We start from the raw sequence: 18,191 nt of genomic DNA on the forward strand, positions 1-18,191 counted from the left end.
AAGAATAATTGAGCAAAAAACCATGTTGGGCAAGTTACTAGACGGGCGTTACCAAGTTGTCCAAGCCTTGGGTGCCGGGGGATTCGGAAAAACATATATTGCTAAAGACACTCGTCGTCCCGGTGCGCCAACTTGCGTTGTCAAGCACCTCAAACCCGCTAGTAGCGACGCCTACTTCTTAGAAACGGCTAGACGATTATTTACCAGCGAAGCCGAAACTCTCGAACAACTGGGAAATCACGACCAAATTCCCAGGCTGTTAGCTTACTTTGAAGAAAACCAAGAATTTTACTTGGTGCAAGAGTTCATCGATGGACATCCCTTGAGTGCGGAACTTTCTCCCGGTTATTGCTGGCAAGAAAGTCAAGTAATTCAGATGCTGCAAGAACTCTTGAGTATTCTGGCATTTGTCCACAACTACGGTGTAATTCATCGCGACATCAAGCCAGACAACATAATCCGCCGCTCGTCAGATAATAAGTTAGTCTTGGTTGACTTTGGCGCAGTTAAGCAACTCCGAACTCAGGCATTAAATCCAGCACAAGCAAGCGCTACTGTTGCCATCGGCACTCCCGGCTATATGCCCACCGAACAAGCGCAAGGTAGACCCCGTTTCAACAGCGATATTTATGCGCTGGGCATCATTGCTATCCAGGCGTTGACTGGGTTAATGCCCCTGCAATTGCACGAAGATCCCCAAACGGGCGAAATTATCTGGCTGCATTTGGTATCAGTCAGTCCAGGGTTGGCGGCTGTCCTCACTAAGATGACCCGCTACCACTTCAAAGACCGCTACGAGTCGGCAACGGAAGGGCTACAAGACTTGCAGTATCTTCTAAGCGGACAGCAATTACCCGTAAGAATAACGCCGCAGAAACCTATCTCACAACCCCCACCGTCGTTATCTGAACAGTACACGGTTGCGGCTGTTCCGCCCCAACGACCTCAACCATCGCCACCACCGATTAGTCAACAGTCAAGTCGTCCCGCGGTTGCTCCCTCTTCTAATAAGTTTCCCCTGATTATCGGGGCTGGGGTGACGGCTTTGATGTTGGGAGGTATGTTTTTGGCTTATTCTCAACAATCAAGACAGGGTGGGGGTGAAACTGCGAATAATTCTGATAATCGCGGGGTAGAGAAATCACAAGAAACTTGCAAAGTTACAATTCCAGCATTAAATGTCCGCACTAACCCTAAGGGTAGGATTCTAGACAGTGTTCGACAAGGTACAAGTTTATCTGTGACTGGCAGCAAGCAGAACGGCTGGGTGGAGATTAGTTCACCGATAAAAGGGTGGGTGTTTAGTGAATATATAAACTGTGCTTCTACTGCCTCGGCAGGTTCAACACCTACTCCCAAGCCAACTCCGACAAAACCTCCAGAAACGCCGCCACCTGTGGATAAAGGAGGCGATACTATAGCACAAGCAACGGAAAAATTCCAGTCAGGGGATTTGGCGGGCGCGATCGCATTGGTAAGATCCATTCCCGCCAGCAGTGCTGCTTACTCGCAAGTTAAGGAGGTGCTGCAAGAGTGGCCGAATAATTGGGCAACTGCCCAAGCTAAATTTAATGAGGTGCAAAAAGCGTTTAATGAGGGTAGATGGGAAGATGCGATCGCGATCGCCCAAGACCCTAATTTCCCCCAAATTCGCTACTGGCAAGACAAGTTACAGGAAGTAGTTGCCGCAGCCAAACAAAAGCTGAACGAACAACCGCCCCCCACCGAAAGTCCCAGCCCCACCGAGAGTCCTAGTCCCACTCCAATTCCCACTGAAAGTCCCAGTCCTACCGAGAGTCCTAGCCCTACACAAAGCCCAGCAACTGAACCATCTTTGTGATGCCCCACGACTAAAGTCCCTGGTGCGCGGACTTTATAGTATAAAGCCTGCGGAGGCAGGCTTAGTTTGCGTTGCGCCACGTTTTAGGGTGAGCGCACTTTTGCTATTTTTTCGGTTCTGGAGGTGGCGGATAAGGCACCAGTGCAGCTTTAAAGAAATAAACTCGACCGCAATATTGCCCTCGCTTCGGTTGGTCGGAACAGATGGTTTCTATCGCCACATTCTTGACATTGGTAACATCAAGTGACACCGACTCTTTCTGTCCGGGCGTAACAGTGCGAGAATCTTTCCGCTGTCCATCTAAGTAAATATTGATCGTGTTACCAGGGCTACCTCTGTCATTGTCCTGCATTCCATACTCCAGATTTAGTGTCTGAAAGTAAGTTTCATAGCCATCCGGCATGATTTTACAGGTCATTGCCACATAGGTATTACCAGGCCCCATGTGCAAAACATTTTTATAGACTGCTCTGCCTATAGCCACCTCAGACTTATCCGGTCGCCAGCGGCCAGGGCCGCTACTTACACATCTAGTTTCCGGTAGGGAAATAATCCGCCGTGCCTGTACCATCTGGGTTCCCAGAGTCGCTAGGGCAAAAGAAAACATTGAACCAACGATGACTTGATGGATCAACTTGGTTTTTTGCATAGAGAAAGGCCAAGTTAAGAGGTAAAAATCCTTACTAATGATACCGAATTGCCAGCGCCTAATTTAGCAGTATTTTTTTAATAAGGATGGGATTCGGTAGAAGCGATCGCTTTTAAAGAAAGCTTCACGCCGTTTTTGACTTAATATTTTTAAAATAGTTCCAACAACTATAAACTTGTTTTATTTAAGAACCCGGTTTTTTGCCAACCCGCGATTTTACATCTTTTCGCATCTCACTTAAAGCGCATAAAAATAGTCACAGCATCGCTATCTGAATGTCACATTCACGTCACATTCGCTCGTTAGACTTTTGTTTAGAAGCATAGGTGAACTAAAAGCTTCTCACACCCATCAGTAAAGACCATGCTCCCTCAACATATGTTGAGGGAGCATTTTTTTGCTTGTAAAACTCAGCCAAAATAAAAATCACCTTATGGTTGATAAGGTGATTTTTAAAGTTTTAATTTAAGTGGAGCCTACGGGGATCGAACCCGTGTCCAAATTGGGTATTAACCTACCGCTCATTCACAGGTTTAGCCTATCTGACCCTCAAGGCGGGAACCATCCATTATCCCGGATGACAGGATGCACTGGTTTATCTTAGCTAGCAAGTCTACCAGTGAAGGCTTACTAGAGCATCCGTTGGGGTTGGTGTCTGCGGTCTTTAACGGAGTCGGACTACAGACGCTCGATGCCTCGTTAGAGGAAATTAGGCAATAGCAACTGCCTGACGACGAGCAATAGGAACGATGTTGTTCGCATTTACTTTTTTTTTGAGCCCGGTATTTCCGAGAGAAGACTCACTCTCGACCTGAATCACGGGGCAGCGTTCGCCAACCTGTCGAAACCATTAAGGCCCCATGTCTTACTCCCATTATATATATTTGTTGAAGGGGTGGGGAGAGTTTGGGGAGGTTTCCAGATAAATTTTTAGGGTGTAATATCCGAACTACATAGATCGGTGAGAATGCGATCGCCTACTCTTTATCCTTATCCTTCTCTGGCTTCTCTGGCTTCTCTAGCTTTTCTCGCTCAAATTTTTGCTTCTTGTCGGCTATGGGTGCGGGTGGAGGTTCTGGTTTGATAACCGGGACGGTGATCGAAGGTGGTTGTGCAGTATTATCCCCAGATGAGGAAGCGGGTGCAGAATCCGATGGCTTGCGATCGCTACGAGAAAATGGCGGCGGTACAGGTGCGGGAGCAGGAACAACTTCGACGCTAACATCAGGAACGTTAGGTGAGTTTGCCGTGCCATCCTGCTGTTGGCGATACTGTTCTCTTTGCTTGCGGATGTCTTCTTTTAGTTTCTCAATCCGCGAGTCGTTATCATCCTGTTTTGAAGTTGCTTCCTGATTCGAGTCACTTCCAGCAGTGGAAGTATTCGGCACAGGATTACCCGTAGCGGGAATTGTAACTTCAGGTGGCGGCGTTTGTACGCCAGAGCGATCGCGCTGTTGCTGGGATCTTCTTCTGCGGGACGATCTTTGATTTTGGACTGGTTGCTGTTGAGTAGCAGTGGTATTAACTTTTTCTACAGGTTCAGCAGTGTTGCTAGCATCCTGAGTTGGTGGTTCTTCAATTGATGGTTGTTCAACGTTTGGCGATTTGGTTTGTGGAGGCGCGAACCAGTTAGAACTAAAAGCGATCGCAATTCCCGAAGCGATCGCAATTCCTGAAGCAATCAAAAAACCGCGCCATTTCAGTAATGAGGAAAATTTAATTCCCTCCCGGTTGTGGGGAGGGTTAAGGAGAGGTTGATTAATTCCCTCCTCCTTGCGGGGAGGATTAGGGAGAGGTTGATTTTTCTTTGCCTCTGGTGCAAGCTGAGGCACAAAAGCAACTGTAGGGGCTGTGTTTGTTGGCATCGCCGTAATTGACATACTGCTGGGACTCTCAAATTGAGATGGCAATAGAGACAGCCACTCATCCACACTTCCAGGTCGGTATTGAACATCAACAGCCATCCCGCGCATCACCGCCTGATTGACAGCCGGACTCAGATGCGATCGCAAATCGCGGGGTGCTGGCATCGGTTGTCTGTTTCGGATTGTTGCCGGCGTTGGGACTCGTGCCGTTAACAAAGCGTAAAGCGTCGCCGCTAACCCATAAACATCTGTGGCTGGAGTTCGCTTTGCTTGCGGTAAGTATTGCTCAATTGGAGCATAGCCTTCAGAAACAATATTTGTATGAGCCTGAGTCAAGTCAGGCGTAAACTCTCGCGCAATGCCAAAATCAATCAGCACTACCTCTTGAGTTCCCCCACGCAAAATGATGTTTTGCGGCTTGATATCCCGATGGAGCAGATTATTTTGATGCACCACCTTAACAGCTGCTGCAATCTGCCGTATAAAGTGGATAGCAGTTGTCTCTGGTAGAGGATTGTCTGAAAACACCACAGCTTGCAGAGTTTGACCAGCGATGTAGTCCATCACCAGGTAAGGCAACCCACCATCCATGAAGAAATCATTCACCCGAACAATATTCGGATGGACGCACAACGCCAAGCGTCTTGCTTCATCCTGAAACTGGCGCTGGAACCGGGCAAAGTCAGGATGTTGACGCAGAGAATCGTTGAGGGTTTTAATCACCACAAACTGACCCAAGTAGTGATGGGTAGCTTTAAAGGTGACACCAAACCCACCCCGTCCCAGTTCTTCTAAGAGCGTGTATTTGCCACCCTGCAAAGTTTTGCCTACTAACGTATCCATGCGATCGCAAAGGATGAAGGACTAATTAATTCTAAAGGTAATGCTCGTTACCCAGTTTACGCCCTCACGGAATGCGTTCTCAGGCGTAAGCTGGGTAAGGAGAAAACTCTAGAATTAGATTAGAATCGTTGACCGATACCAAATTGCAGCCTACTGTCGCCTTGGTTATTGATACCGAAGTCAGCCCGAATCAAGCCAATGGGTGAACTTAGACGCAGACCTGCTCCGTAGCCAAAGCCAGCCCCTGGCTTATCGCGCACAGTTCCCGGTTCTCCAGGTACTGTATCGCCAGAACCTAAGTCTGAGCCAAAGTCAGCGAATAAAACTCCCCCGACTGGCTGATAAATTGGGAAGCGATACTCCGCAGAGGCTAAGACAAAACTGCGACCGCTGGCGACATCACCACTGCCGTAACCGCGTACAGAATTAATACCGCCAAGATTAAATGCTTCGTAAGGCGGCAGGTTGCCAATTGTTGTGCCTCCCTGTACGTTAAAGGCAAGCACTTCTGCGTTTTTGTCGCCGATGAGATTGACTGGGACGTACTGGCTGTAGTTTGCTTGGAGACGGTTCATCAAAATATTGCCGTTACCGACTGGAATTGACTGTTCCGTACTGAGACTGAGTAGCGAACCTTTAGAGGGGTTAACTGGGTTGTCTCGGCGGTCTTGAACGACTCCAGCACTCAGCGCAACTTTGTCATCAATGCCATTTCCGCTGTAGGAAAGACGATTGCCTAATTCATCGACTGGGGAGAGATTGCCATCGCGATCGCGTATGCTGGTGCGGGTGTAGTTCAATCCCACCGAACCCTGAAAATCACCCACTGGTCGCGTCACTGTCACGCCGCCGCCAAAGCGTCCTTCCCTAACTTGATCTCCGTTTGGCAGCTTTACATCTTCATTAAAGGTGGCGGAAAGCTCCCGCTGTCGAAAAGCATCGACGGAATATCCCAGCCGGTCGGGGTTGCTGGCGCGATAGGGACTGCTAAACTTACCGTCAAACTGTACGTCTCTGGGGCTTACCTGGAGATTCCCGCCTAGTTGTTGGTTGGTGCCGCCCAAATTGCGATCATTGTAGCTAAGCGTACCGTAAAGACCGCTATTGTCGCTGTAGCCGCCGCCAACGTTGACAGAACGGGATTTACCCTCGGTTAGTTCGTAAGTGACATCCACTTTTCGAGGGTCGCCGTTGAGAGAAACATCGGCGTTCTCAAATAGTCCCAGCTGATACAGTTGTTGCAAGTCGCCTCTTGCCACATCCACGCGGAACGGTTGACCTGACTTTAGCTTGATCTCGCGCAGCAGGAAATCTTCTTTAGTACGTCCTTGAGTTGGCTTACCTTCTTTGTCTACAAAGCGGATTTTGACATCGCCAACGATACCCTCGGCAACTTGAATTGCTAGCACTCCATCGCGGCCCGGTTGCACAGCTATTACCTGCGCTAGTGTGTAACCATTTTTCTCATACCATTGTTTGATTTGTTGGACACCTTGGGTTATTGCCGCTGGGCTGATTTGTGTCCCTATCTGGGATTTGAAGATGTCGTTGGCAACTGCTGGCGTGAGGACTTGCGCCCCGGAAAGTTGAACGCTTCGCACTACCACTGGTGAAACTTGGAAGACTGCTCTCAAGCCATTTTTCTCAGCATAAGTAGTCACATTAGCATCCGCAAATAGTCCAGTTTCCAAAATCGCTGCAACATCTTTTTGCAGCTGACTTTGACTGGTATCTCCGCCGGGACGGGTGCTAATCGCATTTTGGGCAACTTGCTGCAATTCCCCCGTGACTCCCACCACTTGAACATCAGTTGCTGTGACTACCAAATCTGAGGAATTGACAGCGCGAGTTGGGGTAGCTCTTGGAGTCTGAGCTGTTGGTGTAAACTGAGGCGTGTTTATAGTTTCTGGTGCCGCAATTGCCCTAACTGGTGGTGTCGTGGCACTATTAACTGGGACAACCACTCTGTTACCATCTGCTGGTTTTGGAGTTGAAGTTGTTGCTACTGGCGTGGCAGTATTAACCGGGACAACTACCTTGGCATCTGCCAGTTTTTGGGTTGAAGTTGTTGCTACTGGCGTGGCAGTATTAACCGGGACAACTACCTTGGCATCTGCTAGTTCTGGTGTGGCAGTATTAGCCGGGACAACTGGGTTGGCATTTGCCAGTTTTTGAGTTGAAGTTGTTGCTACTGGTGTGGCACTATTAACCGGGACAACAAGGTTAGTAGCTTCCGCTTCTGGTGTTTGAGTTGGTGATGGGGTGGTGCTGGCTAAAGCGTGGGAACCTAAATCTGCGGCAGCCAGGACAGCTAAGGTATAAATGGCAAGGGATGGTACGCGCATATTCTAAAAAATTGAATTTTGTAGAGGCATTGCCGAAAATACCTGAGAAGGAATATTTTCTGCTAAGACAGGATAATGGTTTATCGCTTAAGTAGCTTTGTTGAAGAAAGACCCTTGCTTTTGCTCTCAGGTTCCAAGGTGCTGATTTGGGATTTGGGACTTGCACTAGGTTTTTAGAACCCCGCCACGCCCGTCGCTGGCTCCCCAACTTCCTCCCCGCAATCGAGAGAGGGGGCTAAAAAATATCAAAAGTTTAAAATATAACATCCGTGGAGGAGGTATTTGATGAGGATATTATGCCTGAGTAATGGTCATGGAGAGGATGCGATCGCTTGTGCGATTTTGCAACAACTCCAGCAACAGTCTGATTCTCTAGAATTAGCTGCTTTACCATTAGTGGGCGATGGACGCGCTTACGCCCAGTTGGATATCCCGATCATTGGCAAGGTGCAAACGATGCCCTCCGGTGGCTTTATATACATGGATGGGCGGCAATTGGCGCGAGATGTCAAAGGCGGTTTGCTGCAACTTACTCTCGCCCAGTACCAATCGATCCGCCAATATTGCAAACGCGGCGGAGCAATCTTGGCAGTGGGGGATATTGTACCGCTGCTCTTTGCCTGGTTGAGTGGCGTTCCTTACGCTTTTGTCGGCACCGCTAAGTCAGAATACTATTTGCGAGATGAAGCTGGAATATTGCCGCGTCGGTCGCGGCAAGAGCGTTGGGAAGGTTGGTCGGGTTCTGTATACTTGCCTTGGGAGCGTTGGCTAATGAGTCGTCGGCGTTGCAAGGCGGTTTTTCCCAGAGATGGACTGACAACTGAGACTTTACAAAAGTTCTCTATCCCTGCTTTGGATTTGGGGAACCCGATGATGGACGGTTTGGAACCTTCTAGACGACCATCGGTATTTTATGCCTCAGATATTGAACTGCAAGAAACTAAGCGATCGCTTATTATTACTCTTCTCCCAGGTTCTAGACCACCAGAAGCTTACGCGAATTGGCAGCAAATTCTTCAGTCTTGCCTTAGCTTAATGAAGGCGTTTTCACCTCGTCCGGTGATGTTTTTAGGCGCGATATCACCAGGATTAAATTTAGAACCGCTGCGTCAAAGTCTGGAATTACAAGGCTGGCACGAGCAAAATGATGAAGGCGGTAAATTAGATACTTCATCGTTTACTGTTCATCCCTCGGAAGTGGTATTTAAAAAAGAAAATGGCACTGTAATTCTTACCCAAGATGCTTATAACGATTGCTTGCATCAGGGAGATTTAGCGATCACTATGGCTGGTACAGCTACAGAACAGTTTGTCGGTTTGGGGAAACCTGCGATCGCCCTTCCCGGTAATGGCCCACAATTTACCCCAGCCTTTGCCGAAGCTCAATCTCGTCTTTTAGGGCCATCGTTAATTCTAGTTGACCAGCCAGCTAAAGTTGCCCATGTCGTACAGCAGGTACTACGCGACCCCGACCGACTGCAACTAATTGCTGAAAATGGTCTTCGCCGTATGGGAGAATCAGGTGCCGCGTGTCGCATTGCCTCCTGTCTGCTAGAGCGTTTGGGAAGAAGATGAGCGGGCATTTTGTATTTTATTATGCTAGAGAGTAGCTGTAGGTATTACCATCTTTATAGAGGCAACTTGTTTTCGCTTTCAAACCGTGGGAAATCCTCTGAAACCTCTCTCAGGCATAGGACTTATCTCCTAAGAGGTAATTTTAGAATTAATTGCCCACTTTTGCCAATAAACAGATTGTTTTGGTTCAACTAAGCAGTTGATTATTGAGGTATCAAAATCCATGTATAAAATTGGTGTATTGGATGATGATGAAACCTGGTGTTTGATAATCGAGCGCTTTTTAAGTAAAGAATTTGAAGTTTTTACCTATAAAAGGGTTTTTACTTTTTTACAAGAAGTAAATCAATATGATTTAGTAATCGTGGATTTTTCTATCCCTCCTGCCCAATATGAAAAAGGCATGGATGGCTCGGAAATAATCATGCACATAAAAAAAACTTCTCCTACCCCTCCTTTGTTAGTTTTAGTAACAGGATTTATAAGCACTACTAACTTAGAAGTGGGTCAAGAAATTTGTCCGGAAGCCGATGCTTTTATCGCTAAGGATGCCGGAATAGATGCAATTTTAAAAGAAATCAAACGCCTCCTTGCTTCTAAAGAAAAAGAAAATAACCCTCTAGCAGGATGAGCCACCCGCCCGCTTGGGTAGAGGCTAAATAATTCTTGTTGTCCGTTAGCGTTTGAAGGTTTGAAGGTTGGAAAGTTATTAGATTACCTCTAGTCAACGTTTCAACTTTCCAACTTTCTAACTTGACAACTCTTCGCGGACAACGGACAAAAAAACGAGCAATTGATATTGCAATTTAAAGACGTGAAAGCGCTGCTTAGGTGTTCTTGACCAATACCCCAGCTTCTCGCTGGATCGGGAGAACATCTAAAATATCAGTTTGAGCGCAATATTTAAGGTCTTCGAGACAGTCCAAACGTAGAAGCCTTTGACCGTGGCTGGCGTGGTGGAATAACTCTAGTAAATTGTCCTGCCACTGGCGATAAAGAGCGATCGCGCCAAACACTTCATCATTTCCCATGTCTACATTTGCTTTGTCTGCAAGGGCAGAAGCGATCGCGCCAGCACACACCGTATCCTCTAGGGAAAAACTGCCTTCCCAACCAGAACCCAACAACCATACATTCTCTGGTTGCCGATCCAAAAGATACTGCACTGCTGCTTGACGATTGATCAACGCAGCCGCCAGAACAACAGGAGATTCTTGCACTCGTTGCAGGGCGCGGGTGCCATTCGTGGTACTGATAAATAACCGCCGTCCCTGTACCCGTTCTGGAGTGCAATCAAGCGGAGAGTTGCCCAAATCGCAGCCAGTCACCTTAGCGCCACCTCGTTCCCCAGCACGCAGCCGCAGATCCGGCTCCCATTCTTCGCTGAAGAGCATCAATTTTTCCATATCGCTAAAGACTTGGACAGCCTCGGCACCAGCGTTTAGCGCTGTAGCAATGGTAGTGGTGGCACGCAGCACATCGATAGCGATCGCGCAGTCGGGAACACTATCTGGGGGCGTGAGTTCAGGGGTATGGTAAACAAATAATCTCACAAGCTAACTACACCTACAACGAAAGCTGCCGAGTAACATCTTACCTTTATCAGTGTCACTCAATAGCAACGCTCATCCTAAGGCGTTGCACGTATCCCTTGGCAACATCTAGCTATTATTTATTGAGCCTCGGTTTTTATGCTTGGTTTTCAGGCTATTTGCGTTATTTAATATTATTCTTAAACCCTATTCCTGTTAATTTTGCCGAGCTAGCTTTAAATATTTTGTTTTCTCAATTTAGGTAGCCGAAAGTCTCGCCAAAGCTTCCTTCATTGCTGGTGGCAACTGGCGCATAATCTTACCCTTGTCCCGGTCAACCACTACCAAAGTAACCCGCGCCGTAGCAAATAGAGTTTGTCCATCGGTAGATTGAATTTTGTAATCCCAATTAATTCGCACACCCTCGATTTCTGCCATCCGCGCCCTGACCACAGCCGTCATTCCCATCTGAATCGGTCGGTGGTAGCGCAAAGAAAGATCGACAACTGGCATATCGCATCCTAAGGCTACCAGTTCGGAAAAGTTGATGCCAATTGAACGCAAGCATTCCACCCGCGCTTCTTCCAACCAAGCAATATAGGAACCATGCCAGACAATGCCACCATAATCAGTGTGGTGAGGTTGCGCCCTTACTGGATATTCAAACCAGTTCTCGGTCGTTGCTGTCAGAGACAGGTTTTCGATAGCCCCAGTGGGCGGGAGTGATGGTGTTTGCGGTTCTTGTGACACGTTGCCAATCTTCACTCAATACACGATCTGGATTTTAACATCGTCGGGAAGTTCCTACTTGCAGAATTGGCAGTACAAGTGGGGATGATTCGTTGGCTTTTTTACTAAGGGGTGGGAGAGGGTGAGAAATGTGTAAGCTTGATGCCTTAGCAAAAGTGGAATATTTGACAACCCACAATAGCAATATCCAGCTAAAGACGGAAATCTGCTTTTTGAACTAGCCCCATACCGAAGGCCGTGATACCTTTAAAAATGGTGCGAGCGTCCTGTAACAACAGGACGAAAAGAAAACCCCTGGCAGAAACTCGACATCTTCTAAAAGCCGAGTGTAAAGATTATAGATATTTAGGATACAATCCTATAATGAGAATCGTCCGCCAGTATCGAGTGCGCCCAACTCAACACCAGTTAGTTACAATGAAGGAGTGGATAGGAGCGCTCAGATGGCAGTGCAATTATCGGTTAGCTGAAGGCTTTAAGTGGTGGAAGCAAAACCGTTGTAAAATTGGCGGCGATGACACAAGCAGTTGTGCGATCGCACCGCTAAAAAACAGTCGAAACTACTACATCCAAAAGCGCCACTTTAAAAAAACCAACGAGTTATTCCCATTCTATAAAAACATTTTTTTTCATTGGTTACAAAACTGCGTTGAGCAGGTGGCAATCCCTCGATACAATCGGAAAGCCCAGAAGCAAATTGAGCGATTACAGCTTCAGTTGTATCGCCATCAGGGTAGTAAGCATCAAGTTAAAATCAAACAACTTGAATTGGCACCTGTAAAGCTGGCTTCCCAACGTCAAAATTTTCGCTCCCAAACTGCTAAGTGGCTGTTGAAGCAATTGATGGTTGTTGATAAAGACTTGAATACCAAAAAACTCGCCCCAAGCAAATTGACATTTGTTACTGGTGCGGTAGAGGAGCAATTCTTATCTATCGTGGCGATCGCAACTGCGGTGGAGAGCAACTTACCATTCGGATGCTTGAATGCGCGAGGGGAGAATTGCCTATGGGCCATAAATCAAAAAGATTTTGGCGGCGATGCGGTTTTCAAGCCGCAGGCTAACAGATGGTATTTCTGTCCTAATTGCGGACTGGATCTCGAACGAGATGAAAGCGCAGTTAGGAAGGTGGAAAAAAAAGCGGTGGGCATCTTGTCTGGAGGCCGGATCGGGAGAGAAAAAAAAGCTCCTGTTGAGGGAGTATCCCTGTTTTGGAAAAATGCCCGACGACTAAAGGATACTGTTGGTCAATTCCCGAAAGGGCAGACCCTTCCCCGAAACAGGGAGGGGGTTGCAGGCTCCCCCTTCCGAGAACAAAAATTCTTCCCCCTCTTATACAGAGGGGACTGGGGGATGGGGTTGTCTGACGCTAACAGTATCTTAAAGTCGCGGCTCTCGCGTCCAAGCCTGCTTTTGCGGGCTTTAGGTAAGCCTGGGTCAGCAGGCTTAGACGCGAGAGCATCAAGGCAAAAAAGCCTGTGGGTATGTATGCAAAATTGGGATGCAGCCCTTGTTGCAGCGAAAAACCCCAAAATAACCCGTAAGGTTCAGCAGGGGGATACGTCACCGAAAATCGGGTTAAGTCGTCCGCTAAGCAATTTTGTTTAAAAATCAGAGTCTGGAGGTATCTTTCCATGTCAATTCGTCTATATGTAGGCAATCTGCCCAAAGAAGAAGTAGACCGTCAAGAGTTACAAACGATGTTTGGGGAAATGAGTGATTCCGTTTCCACCAAAGTGATTAAAGACCGTAAAACTGGTAAATGCCGAGGGTTTGCTTTTGTAACCGTGAAAACGGATGAATTGGCTGATGAAATTATTGAAAAGTTCAACGGTCAGATGTTCAAAGAAAGCCCTTTGAAAATAGAAAAGGCATTGCCGAGAGCTAAGGGTGAAGGGGAAGAGGAGGCTCCCCGTCCCCCAGCTCCAGCTCCCATTAAAGACAGCAACAAAGCCAGCGGTGGTGGCGAGCGTAGCGGTGGTGGCGAGCGTACTGAGCGCAGCAGCGATCGCCCAAGCGGCGGCGGCGGCGGTCGTCGTGGCGGCACCAAGAAGTCTCGACGCTCTGATAATGCTACCGTTAATGTTAATGCTGATTCAGACGCTTTTCAACCAGATCCCCGCTGGGCTGGGGAATTGGCAAAGCTGAAGGAGCTTTTGGCTGCACAAAGCAATTAGTCATTAGTCACCGAAAACTTGTAAGGTGGGCAATTTGTTAGGTTTTAACAAATTGCCCACCTTACAATTTTTAAACCTGCAAACGCCAACAGACTACTGAGTAATAGGAACTTGCAACCAGTCTTGCAGGTGGTGTTGTAACTTCAATGCAAATTCTGGTCGCTGGTTAAAATGTTCGGTGCGAACCGGCTTGCGATCGCTATCCAGAGTCCAGCCGTAATCGCTGCTTAAGCGCAATTTGCCCTGCCAGTCAGAAACTGAGACAATTAGCGCACTGGCAGGGCTATTGTCTATCCCTTGAACCCGAAACACGTAGTTAAAGGTATTTTGGCTGGCGGCTGCAACCGTGGAAGGCTGACCGCATTTTAGAGCAAGACGCGATCGCACTTGCTCTGTTAGGTCTGGTTTCTCTAAATCTAAGAGAGTTTTTACTGCTAAGGTCAGAGCAAAATAAAATTCTTCAACAGGAACAAATTCAAGCTGCATACACACAATATCGGTTGTAACCGTTTGCATCTTACAACTAATGGTTGTAATTATAAGAGTCGGTGTAAGACAAAAGACTTAGCGGTAAATTAACTAAATCCAAGCGTTGCTGCTGTAAAGTTATCTCAGGCATAGCCAAACCAAATCCCTGTCCATAATCTGCACCCAGTTCCCGGCAGAATTCAATATCTTCAATATCCTCAAGCCCCTCTGTCACCACTTTAATGCCAAAATTGTGAGCAGAATCCACCAAACTTGTGAGCATAACCTGCTTGAGAGCATGCTGGCTGCAACCATGCACGAGTCGCTTGTCGATTTTAATTACATCTGGACAAAATTCCATAAAGTAGTTCTCAGTAGAGGCGCAAGCGCACAAATCATCTACCGCAATGCCAAATCCCCACTCGCGCAAGCGGTTGATATTCTGCAACAGTCTTGGACACCTCAGCAGAGCTTCCACTTCGGTTAATTCAAATACAATTTGTTCTGGTTGTAGCCCCAAATCTAAAATTTGCTTTAAGTTTTGATCTAGAGAATTAGCATCGCGAATAATCGCATTAGGTAATATATTAATAAAAAATTTTTGATTGCTTTTAGTAGCAGCAATTGAGTCTAAACAAATTGTTCGAGCTAATTCATCAAACTCACAAGCCAACTGAGTTGACATAGCTGCTTCAATCAATTGATAACCGTTGAAGTCTGCTTCCCCATCGTCTTTGGCGCGTGCTAGACATTCATAAGCGATCGCTTCGCCGGATGCCAGGTCAAAAATTGGCTGATATTTGAAAAATATACGCTGCTTTGATAAAACATGAAAAAACCAACTGTATTTAACAGCTTTGGTAATTGTCACTATCGGTTGAGCTTTTAAAAAATCTACCAGTAAACTTGGCAAATCGCAGAGCGATCGCGCAATAAAAAAGCGCGATCCAGCTTGGCTAATTTCAGAAAGTACCTGACTGATATTTAAGAAAATACTGGCTACCTCATTCCGACTATCTATACTTCGATAGAAAAGTTGAGGAAGGACAGGAAGCTCCTGAAAACCAGCTTTACAAAGACAACGACTTGTTTCCCCGTCATCTGGTTGAATAATTAAATAAAGCGGGTTAATTTTTGGCACTATAGCAGATACAACCATTTATTTAACTTATGTAACAAGATATACAAAACTAAAAAATACATTACGAAACCTCAGAATATCTTCTACCTGAGGGTGTAAAAGGTATTACCAAAGGTACTATAAGTTGATTTTTAAAAAATGGGAAGAGTGCAGCCCAAATCGTTAGATTGCAGTAGCTTATGAGAGACAGCGTTGCCTCTTATGGCAAATTTCTCAGTATCAAAGTAATAAAAAGCGCACCTAGATAGTAGACTGACTGCAAGCAGCCACAGCCTGGGTATTGACCGGGGGCATAAATTCTAGGGAGTTTTCACAATGAGCGCAGAACAAGATCCGGTTAAGTTAATGAAACAGGAAGTAGGTAGGGCAGCCGCCGCCCGCGTCCAGTCTGGTACGATTGTGGGGCTGGGTACAGGCTCGACCACGGCGTATGCGATCGAGTTTTTGGGCGATCGCATCAAAAAAGGCGAATTAAAAGACATCAAAGGCATCCCCACCTCATTTCAAGCCTCAGTGCTGGCAAAACAGTACGGGATACCCTTAACCACCCTTGATGAAGTTGACCACATTGATATTGCTATTGACGGAGCCGATGAAGTCGATCCGCAGCACAACCTAATTAAAGGTGGGGGTGCTGCTCACACCCGCGAAAAAATAGTAGATGCCCTGGCAGAGCAGTTTATCGTCGTCGTAGATAGCTCTAAGATAGTTGACAGACTGGGGTCCACCTTCCCTGTCCCAGTGGAAGTGATACCCCTAGCGATGACCCCAGTCATGCGTGCCATCGAAAAATTAGGTGGTAAACCAGAACTGCGAATGGGTGTAAAAAAAGCGGGGCCAGTGATCACAGATCAAGGCAACATGGTTATTGATGTGAAATTTGACAGCATCGACAACCCAGGCGAATTAGAAAAAACCCTAAATAACATCCCTGGCGTTTTGGAAAATGGCTTGTTCGTAGGGGTTACAGATTTAGTGCTGGTTGGTGAAGTAGTAGATGGTAAACCCGTAATTCGCGAACTTTAGCGATCGCGTAGCACAGCTACTTCATAGTTGGGGCTGAGGATTTCTTTTCCCCCCCAACCAAAATTACAATTATTGGCTACAATTTTTCCGGGATGAACCCCACCTTTGTATGCTGCCCGACAGAGGATGAGGGATTGACCGCCTTCGTAACCAGCCACTATAAACCCTGCTGGAATTTGTCCATTAGATGCAGCTATCCAATTAATTTGGACGCTCCGGGGTGCGGTGAGAACTTCATAGTTAGGTTGCAGAACTTCCTGTCCTCCCCAGCCAAAATTACAATTATTGCTAACAACTTTGCCTGGATGCACCCCATTTTTGTATTTTGTTCGACAGATGTACAGGGAACTGCCATTTTCCTTGCCACCTACCACTGCTTTTGGTGGCACTTGTCCGTTAGATGCAGCAACCCAAGCAAAGGAAATTTGAAGTTGGGATAGATTCTGAGCCAGAATAGTAGAATTAGATGTCAGAATTAAAGTAATTGGTAAAACAGAGAGCGCGGCGACACGGATACTTTTTGTAGTCATTGTTTCCCTTAAAAATGATTTTGTTGACTGATAAGCACAAGTCTTTTGAATCGTGTGAAAACTCTTAGTTTTGTTAAACTACAAGCGTACTCATGCCGCTTCCTGATTAGCTCGTATTTATGATGCAATATCGTCGCTTTGGGCGGACAAATTTACAGATGCCAGTGTTTTCCTGTGGGGGAATGCGCTACCAGTTTAAGTGGCAAGATGTCCCGGCGTGGCAAATTCCGGGCGAACATCAAAAGAATCTAGAGGCAACGATTTGCCGCTCATTAGAAGTTGGAATTAATCATATTGAAACTGCTCGTGGATATGGCACCTCCGAGATGCAGTTGGGGCGCATTCTGCCAACTTTCCCCAGAGAAAAGTTAATTGTGCAGACAAAAATCAGCCCTAAGTCAGACGCTAAGGAATTTCGGCGGGAGTTTGAAAAGTCACTTTCTTACCTGAAGTTAGATTACGTTGATTTATTGGGGCTGCATGGTATTAATACCCTCGAATTGCTGCACGATAGTATTAAACCGGGTGGCTGTCTTTCTGTGGCACGGCAGCTACAAGATCAGGGGAAGGTTAGGTTTATCGGCTTCTCGACTCACGGGCCGACCGATGTTATTGTCAAGACAATTGAAACCAATCAGTTTGATTATGTCAACCTGCATTGGTACTACATTAATCAGTTTAATTGGGCAGCAGTTGAGGCAGCTTCTCGGCACGATATGGGCGTTTTTATTATCAGTCCTTCGGAGAAAGGGGGAATGCTATTTAAACCGCCGCAAAAATTGGTGGATTTGTGCTATCCCCTCAGCCCAATCGTGTTTAATGATTTGTTTTGTTTGAGTCATCCGCAGGTGCATACTCTCAGTATTGGGGCATCAAAACCGCAGGATTTCGAGGAACATTTGAAGACTTTGCCGCTGTTGGAGAAGGCAGAGTCAGTTCTGTTGCCGATTTTAGAGCGTTTGGAGAAGCAAGCGATCGCTACTTTCGGCGAAGACTGGGTGAAAACCTGGCACGTTGGCTTACCCACACCTGAAGAAACTCCCGGCGGGTTGAATATCCAGGTGATTCTGTGGTTGAGAAATCTAGCGATCGCCTACGATATGATTGACTACGCCAAAATGCGCTACAACTTGCTAGGTAACGGCGGTCACTGGTTTCCAGGCGCAAAGGCAGACCGAGTCAGAGAACTAGATTTGCAGCAATATCTGGCACACAGCCCCCACGCTGACCAGATTCCCGCCTTACTTGAAGACGCGCATCGGCTACTCGGCGGTCAAACTGTTAAAAGGCTTTCGCAACAATAAAAGAGTGAGGAGTTTTGAATTATAACTCCTCAATATAGCCTTTTCCTGTCTAGTGAGGTACGCTCAAAGCATAGAGCATGAGTATTTTCTTGATTAGAGATGAAACCCTACTCCCTTGACCTGCGGCAAAAAATTGTTGACACCTA

Annotated in this window: 15 protein-coding genes and 1 other RNA gene; 7 read left to right on the forward strand and 9 right to left on the reverse strand. The window is 46.7% G+C overall.

Features of this window, described 5'->3' with window-relative positions; all coding sequences use genetic code 11:
- Positions 1-22: 22 nt before the first annotated feature.
- A complete protein-coding gene (locus tag NDI42_RS10370) occupies positions 23-1,840 on the forward strand; it encodes a serine/threonine protein kinase (protein ID WP_190457044.1) in 1,818 nt (605 codons plus the stop codon).
- A 103-nt stretch (positions 1,841-1,943) separates the two neighbouring features.
- Here the strand turns inward: NDI42_RS10370 and NDI42_RS10375 are convergent, their stop codons facing one another.
- From NDI42_RS10375 to NDI42_RS10390, 4 genes are all read right to left on the reverse strand, one after another.
- Positions 1,944-2,489, reverse strand: a complete 546-nt coding sequence (locus tag NDI42_RS10375; protein ID WP_190457046.1) for a hypothetical protein — start codon at positions 2,487-2,489, stop codon at positions 1,944-1,946.
- A 467-nt stretch (positions 2,490-2,956) separates the two neighbouring features.
- Positions 2,957-3,349, reverse strand: a transfer-messenger RNA (tmRNA) gene (ssrA, locus tag NDI42_RS10380).
- Positions 3,350-3,466: 117 nt separating this feature from the next.
- Positions 3,467-5,197 (reverse strand): serine/threonine protein kinase, encoded by a 1,731-nt coding sequence (locus NDI42_RS10385; RefSeq protein ID WP_190457047.1) that lies wholly within the window; start codon positions 5,195-5,197, stop codon positions 3,467-3,469.
- 119 nt (positions 5,198-5,316) lie between these two features.
- The gene (locus NDI42_RS10390) at positions 5,317-7,542 is read right to left on the reverse strand and encodes a BamA/TamA family outer membrane protein (RefSeq protein ID WP_190457049.1); all 2,226 of its coding nucleotides are present in this window, start codon (positions 7,540-7,542) and stop codon (positions 5,317-5,319) included.
- Positions 7,543-7,827: 285 nt separating this feature from the next.
- Between NDI42_RS10390 and NDI42_RS10395 the strand changes: the two genes are divergently transcribed.
- The gene (locus NDI42_RS10395) at positions 7,828-9,117 is read left to right on the forward strand and encodes a lipid-A-disaccharide synthase-related protein (protein WP_190457051.1); all 1,290 of its coding nucleotides are present in this window, start codon (positions 7,828-7,830) and stop codon (positions 9,115-9,117) included.
- Positions 9,118-9,340: 223 nt separating this feature from the next.
- Positions 9,341-9,748, forward strand: coding sequence for a response regulator (locus NDI42_RS10400; protein WP_190457053.1), 408 nt, complete (start codon positions 9,341-9,343; stop codon positions 9,746-9,748).
- Between the two features lie 196 nt (positions 9,749-9,944).
- Here the strand turns inward: NDI42_RS10400 and NDI42_RS10405 are convergent, their stop codons facing one another.
- Together NDI42_RS10405 and NDI42_RS10410 are read right to left on the reverse strand one after the other, a co-directional pair.
- Positions 9,945-10,670: a 2-phosphosulfolactate phosphatase family protein gene (locus tag NDI42_RS10405; protein WP_190457056.1), complete on the reverse strand. Its 726-nt coding sequence runs from the start codon at positions 10,668-10,670 to the stop codon at positions 9,945-9,947.
- A gap of 237 nt (positions 10,671-10,907) precedes the next feature.
- Positions 10,908-11,399 (reverse strand): acyl-CoA thioesterase, encoded by a 492-nt coding sequence (locus NDI42_RS10410; RefSeq protein ID WP_190457057.1) that lies wholly within the window; start codon positions 11,397-11,399, stop codon positions 10,908-10,910.
- A 363-nt stretch (positions 11,400-11,762) separates the two neighbouring features.
- Here NDI42_RS10410 and NDI42_RS10415 point away from each other — a divergent pair, with 363 nt between their 5' ends.
- A complete protein-coding gene (locus tag NDI42_RS10415; protein ID WP_190457059.1) occupies positions 11,763-13,007 on the forward strand; it encodes a helix-turn-helix domain-containing protein in 1,245 nt (414 codons plus the stop codon).
- A 26-nt stretch (positions 13,008-13,033) separates the two neighbouring features.
- Complete coding sequence (locus tag NDI42_RS10420; RefSeq protein WP_190457061.1) at positions 13,034-13,576, forward strand: RNA recognition motif domain-containing protein; 543 nt, start codon at positions 13,034-13,036, stop codon at positions 13,574-13,576.
- 93 nt (positions 13,577-13,669) lie between these two features.
- On the opposite strand, the gene NDI42_RS10425 is transcribed toward NDI42_RS10420, so the two are convergent.
- On the reverse strand, positions 13,670-14,062 hold the full coding sequence (locus NDI42_RS10425) for a hypothetical protein (protein ID WP_190457075.1): 393 nt from the start codon (positions 14,060-14,062) through the stop codon (positions 13,670-13,672).
- Positions 14,063-14,099: 37 nt separating this feature from the next.
- A complete protein-coding gene (locus tag NDI42_RS10430; protein WP_190457063.1) occupies positions 14,100-15,203 on the reverse strand; it encodes an EAL domain-containing protein in 1,104 nt (367 codons plus the stop codon).
- 297 nt (positions 15,204-15,500) lie between these two features.
- On the opposite strand from NDI42_RS10430, the gene rpiA reads away from it, so the two are divergent.
- Positions 15,501-16,211 carry a ribose-5-phosphate isomerase RpiA gene (gene rpiA, locus NDI42_RS10435; RefSeq protein WP_190438793.1) on the forward strand — a complete coding sequence of 237 codons (711 nt, stop codon included), beginning with the start codon at positions 15,501-15,503 and terminating at the stop codon, positions 16,209-16,211.
- Here the strand turns inward: rpiA and NDI42_RS10440 are convergent.
- Positions 16,208-16,741, reverse strand: coding sequence for a DUF3421 domain-containing protein (locus NDI42_RS10440; RefSeq protein ID WP_190457065.1), 534 nt, complete (start codon positions 16,739-16,741; stop codon positions 16,208-16,210). The two genes, rpiA and NDI42_RS10440, sit on opposite strands and share 4 nt — an antisense overlap.
- A 122-nt stretch (positions 16,742-16,863) precedes the next feature.
- Between NDI42_RS10440 and NDI42_RS10445 the strand changes: the two genes are divergently transcribed.
- Positions 16,864-18,045 carry an aldo/keto reductase gene (locus tag NDI42_RS10445; protein WP_190457077.1) on the forward strand — a complete coding sequence of 394 codons (1,182 nt, stop codon included), beginning with the start codon at positions 16,864-16,866 and terminating at the stop codon, positions 18,043-18,045.
- Positions 18,046-18,191 lie beyond the last annotated feature (146 nt).

The sequence above is a fragment of the Funiculus sociatus GB2-C1 genome (genome assembly GCF_039962115.1).
Taxonomy (GTDB): Bacteria; Cyanobacteriota; Cyanobacteriia; order Cyanobacteriales; family FACHB-T130; genus Funiculus; species Funiculus sociatus.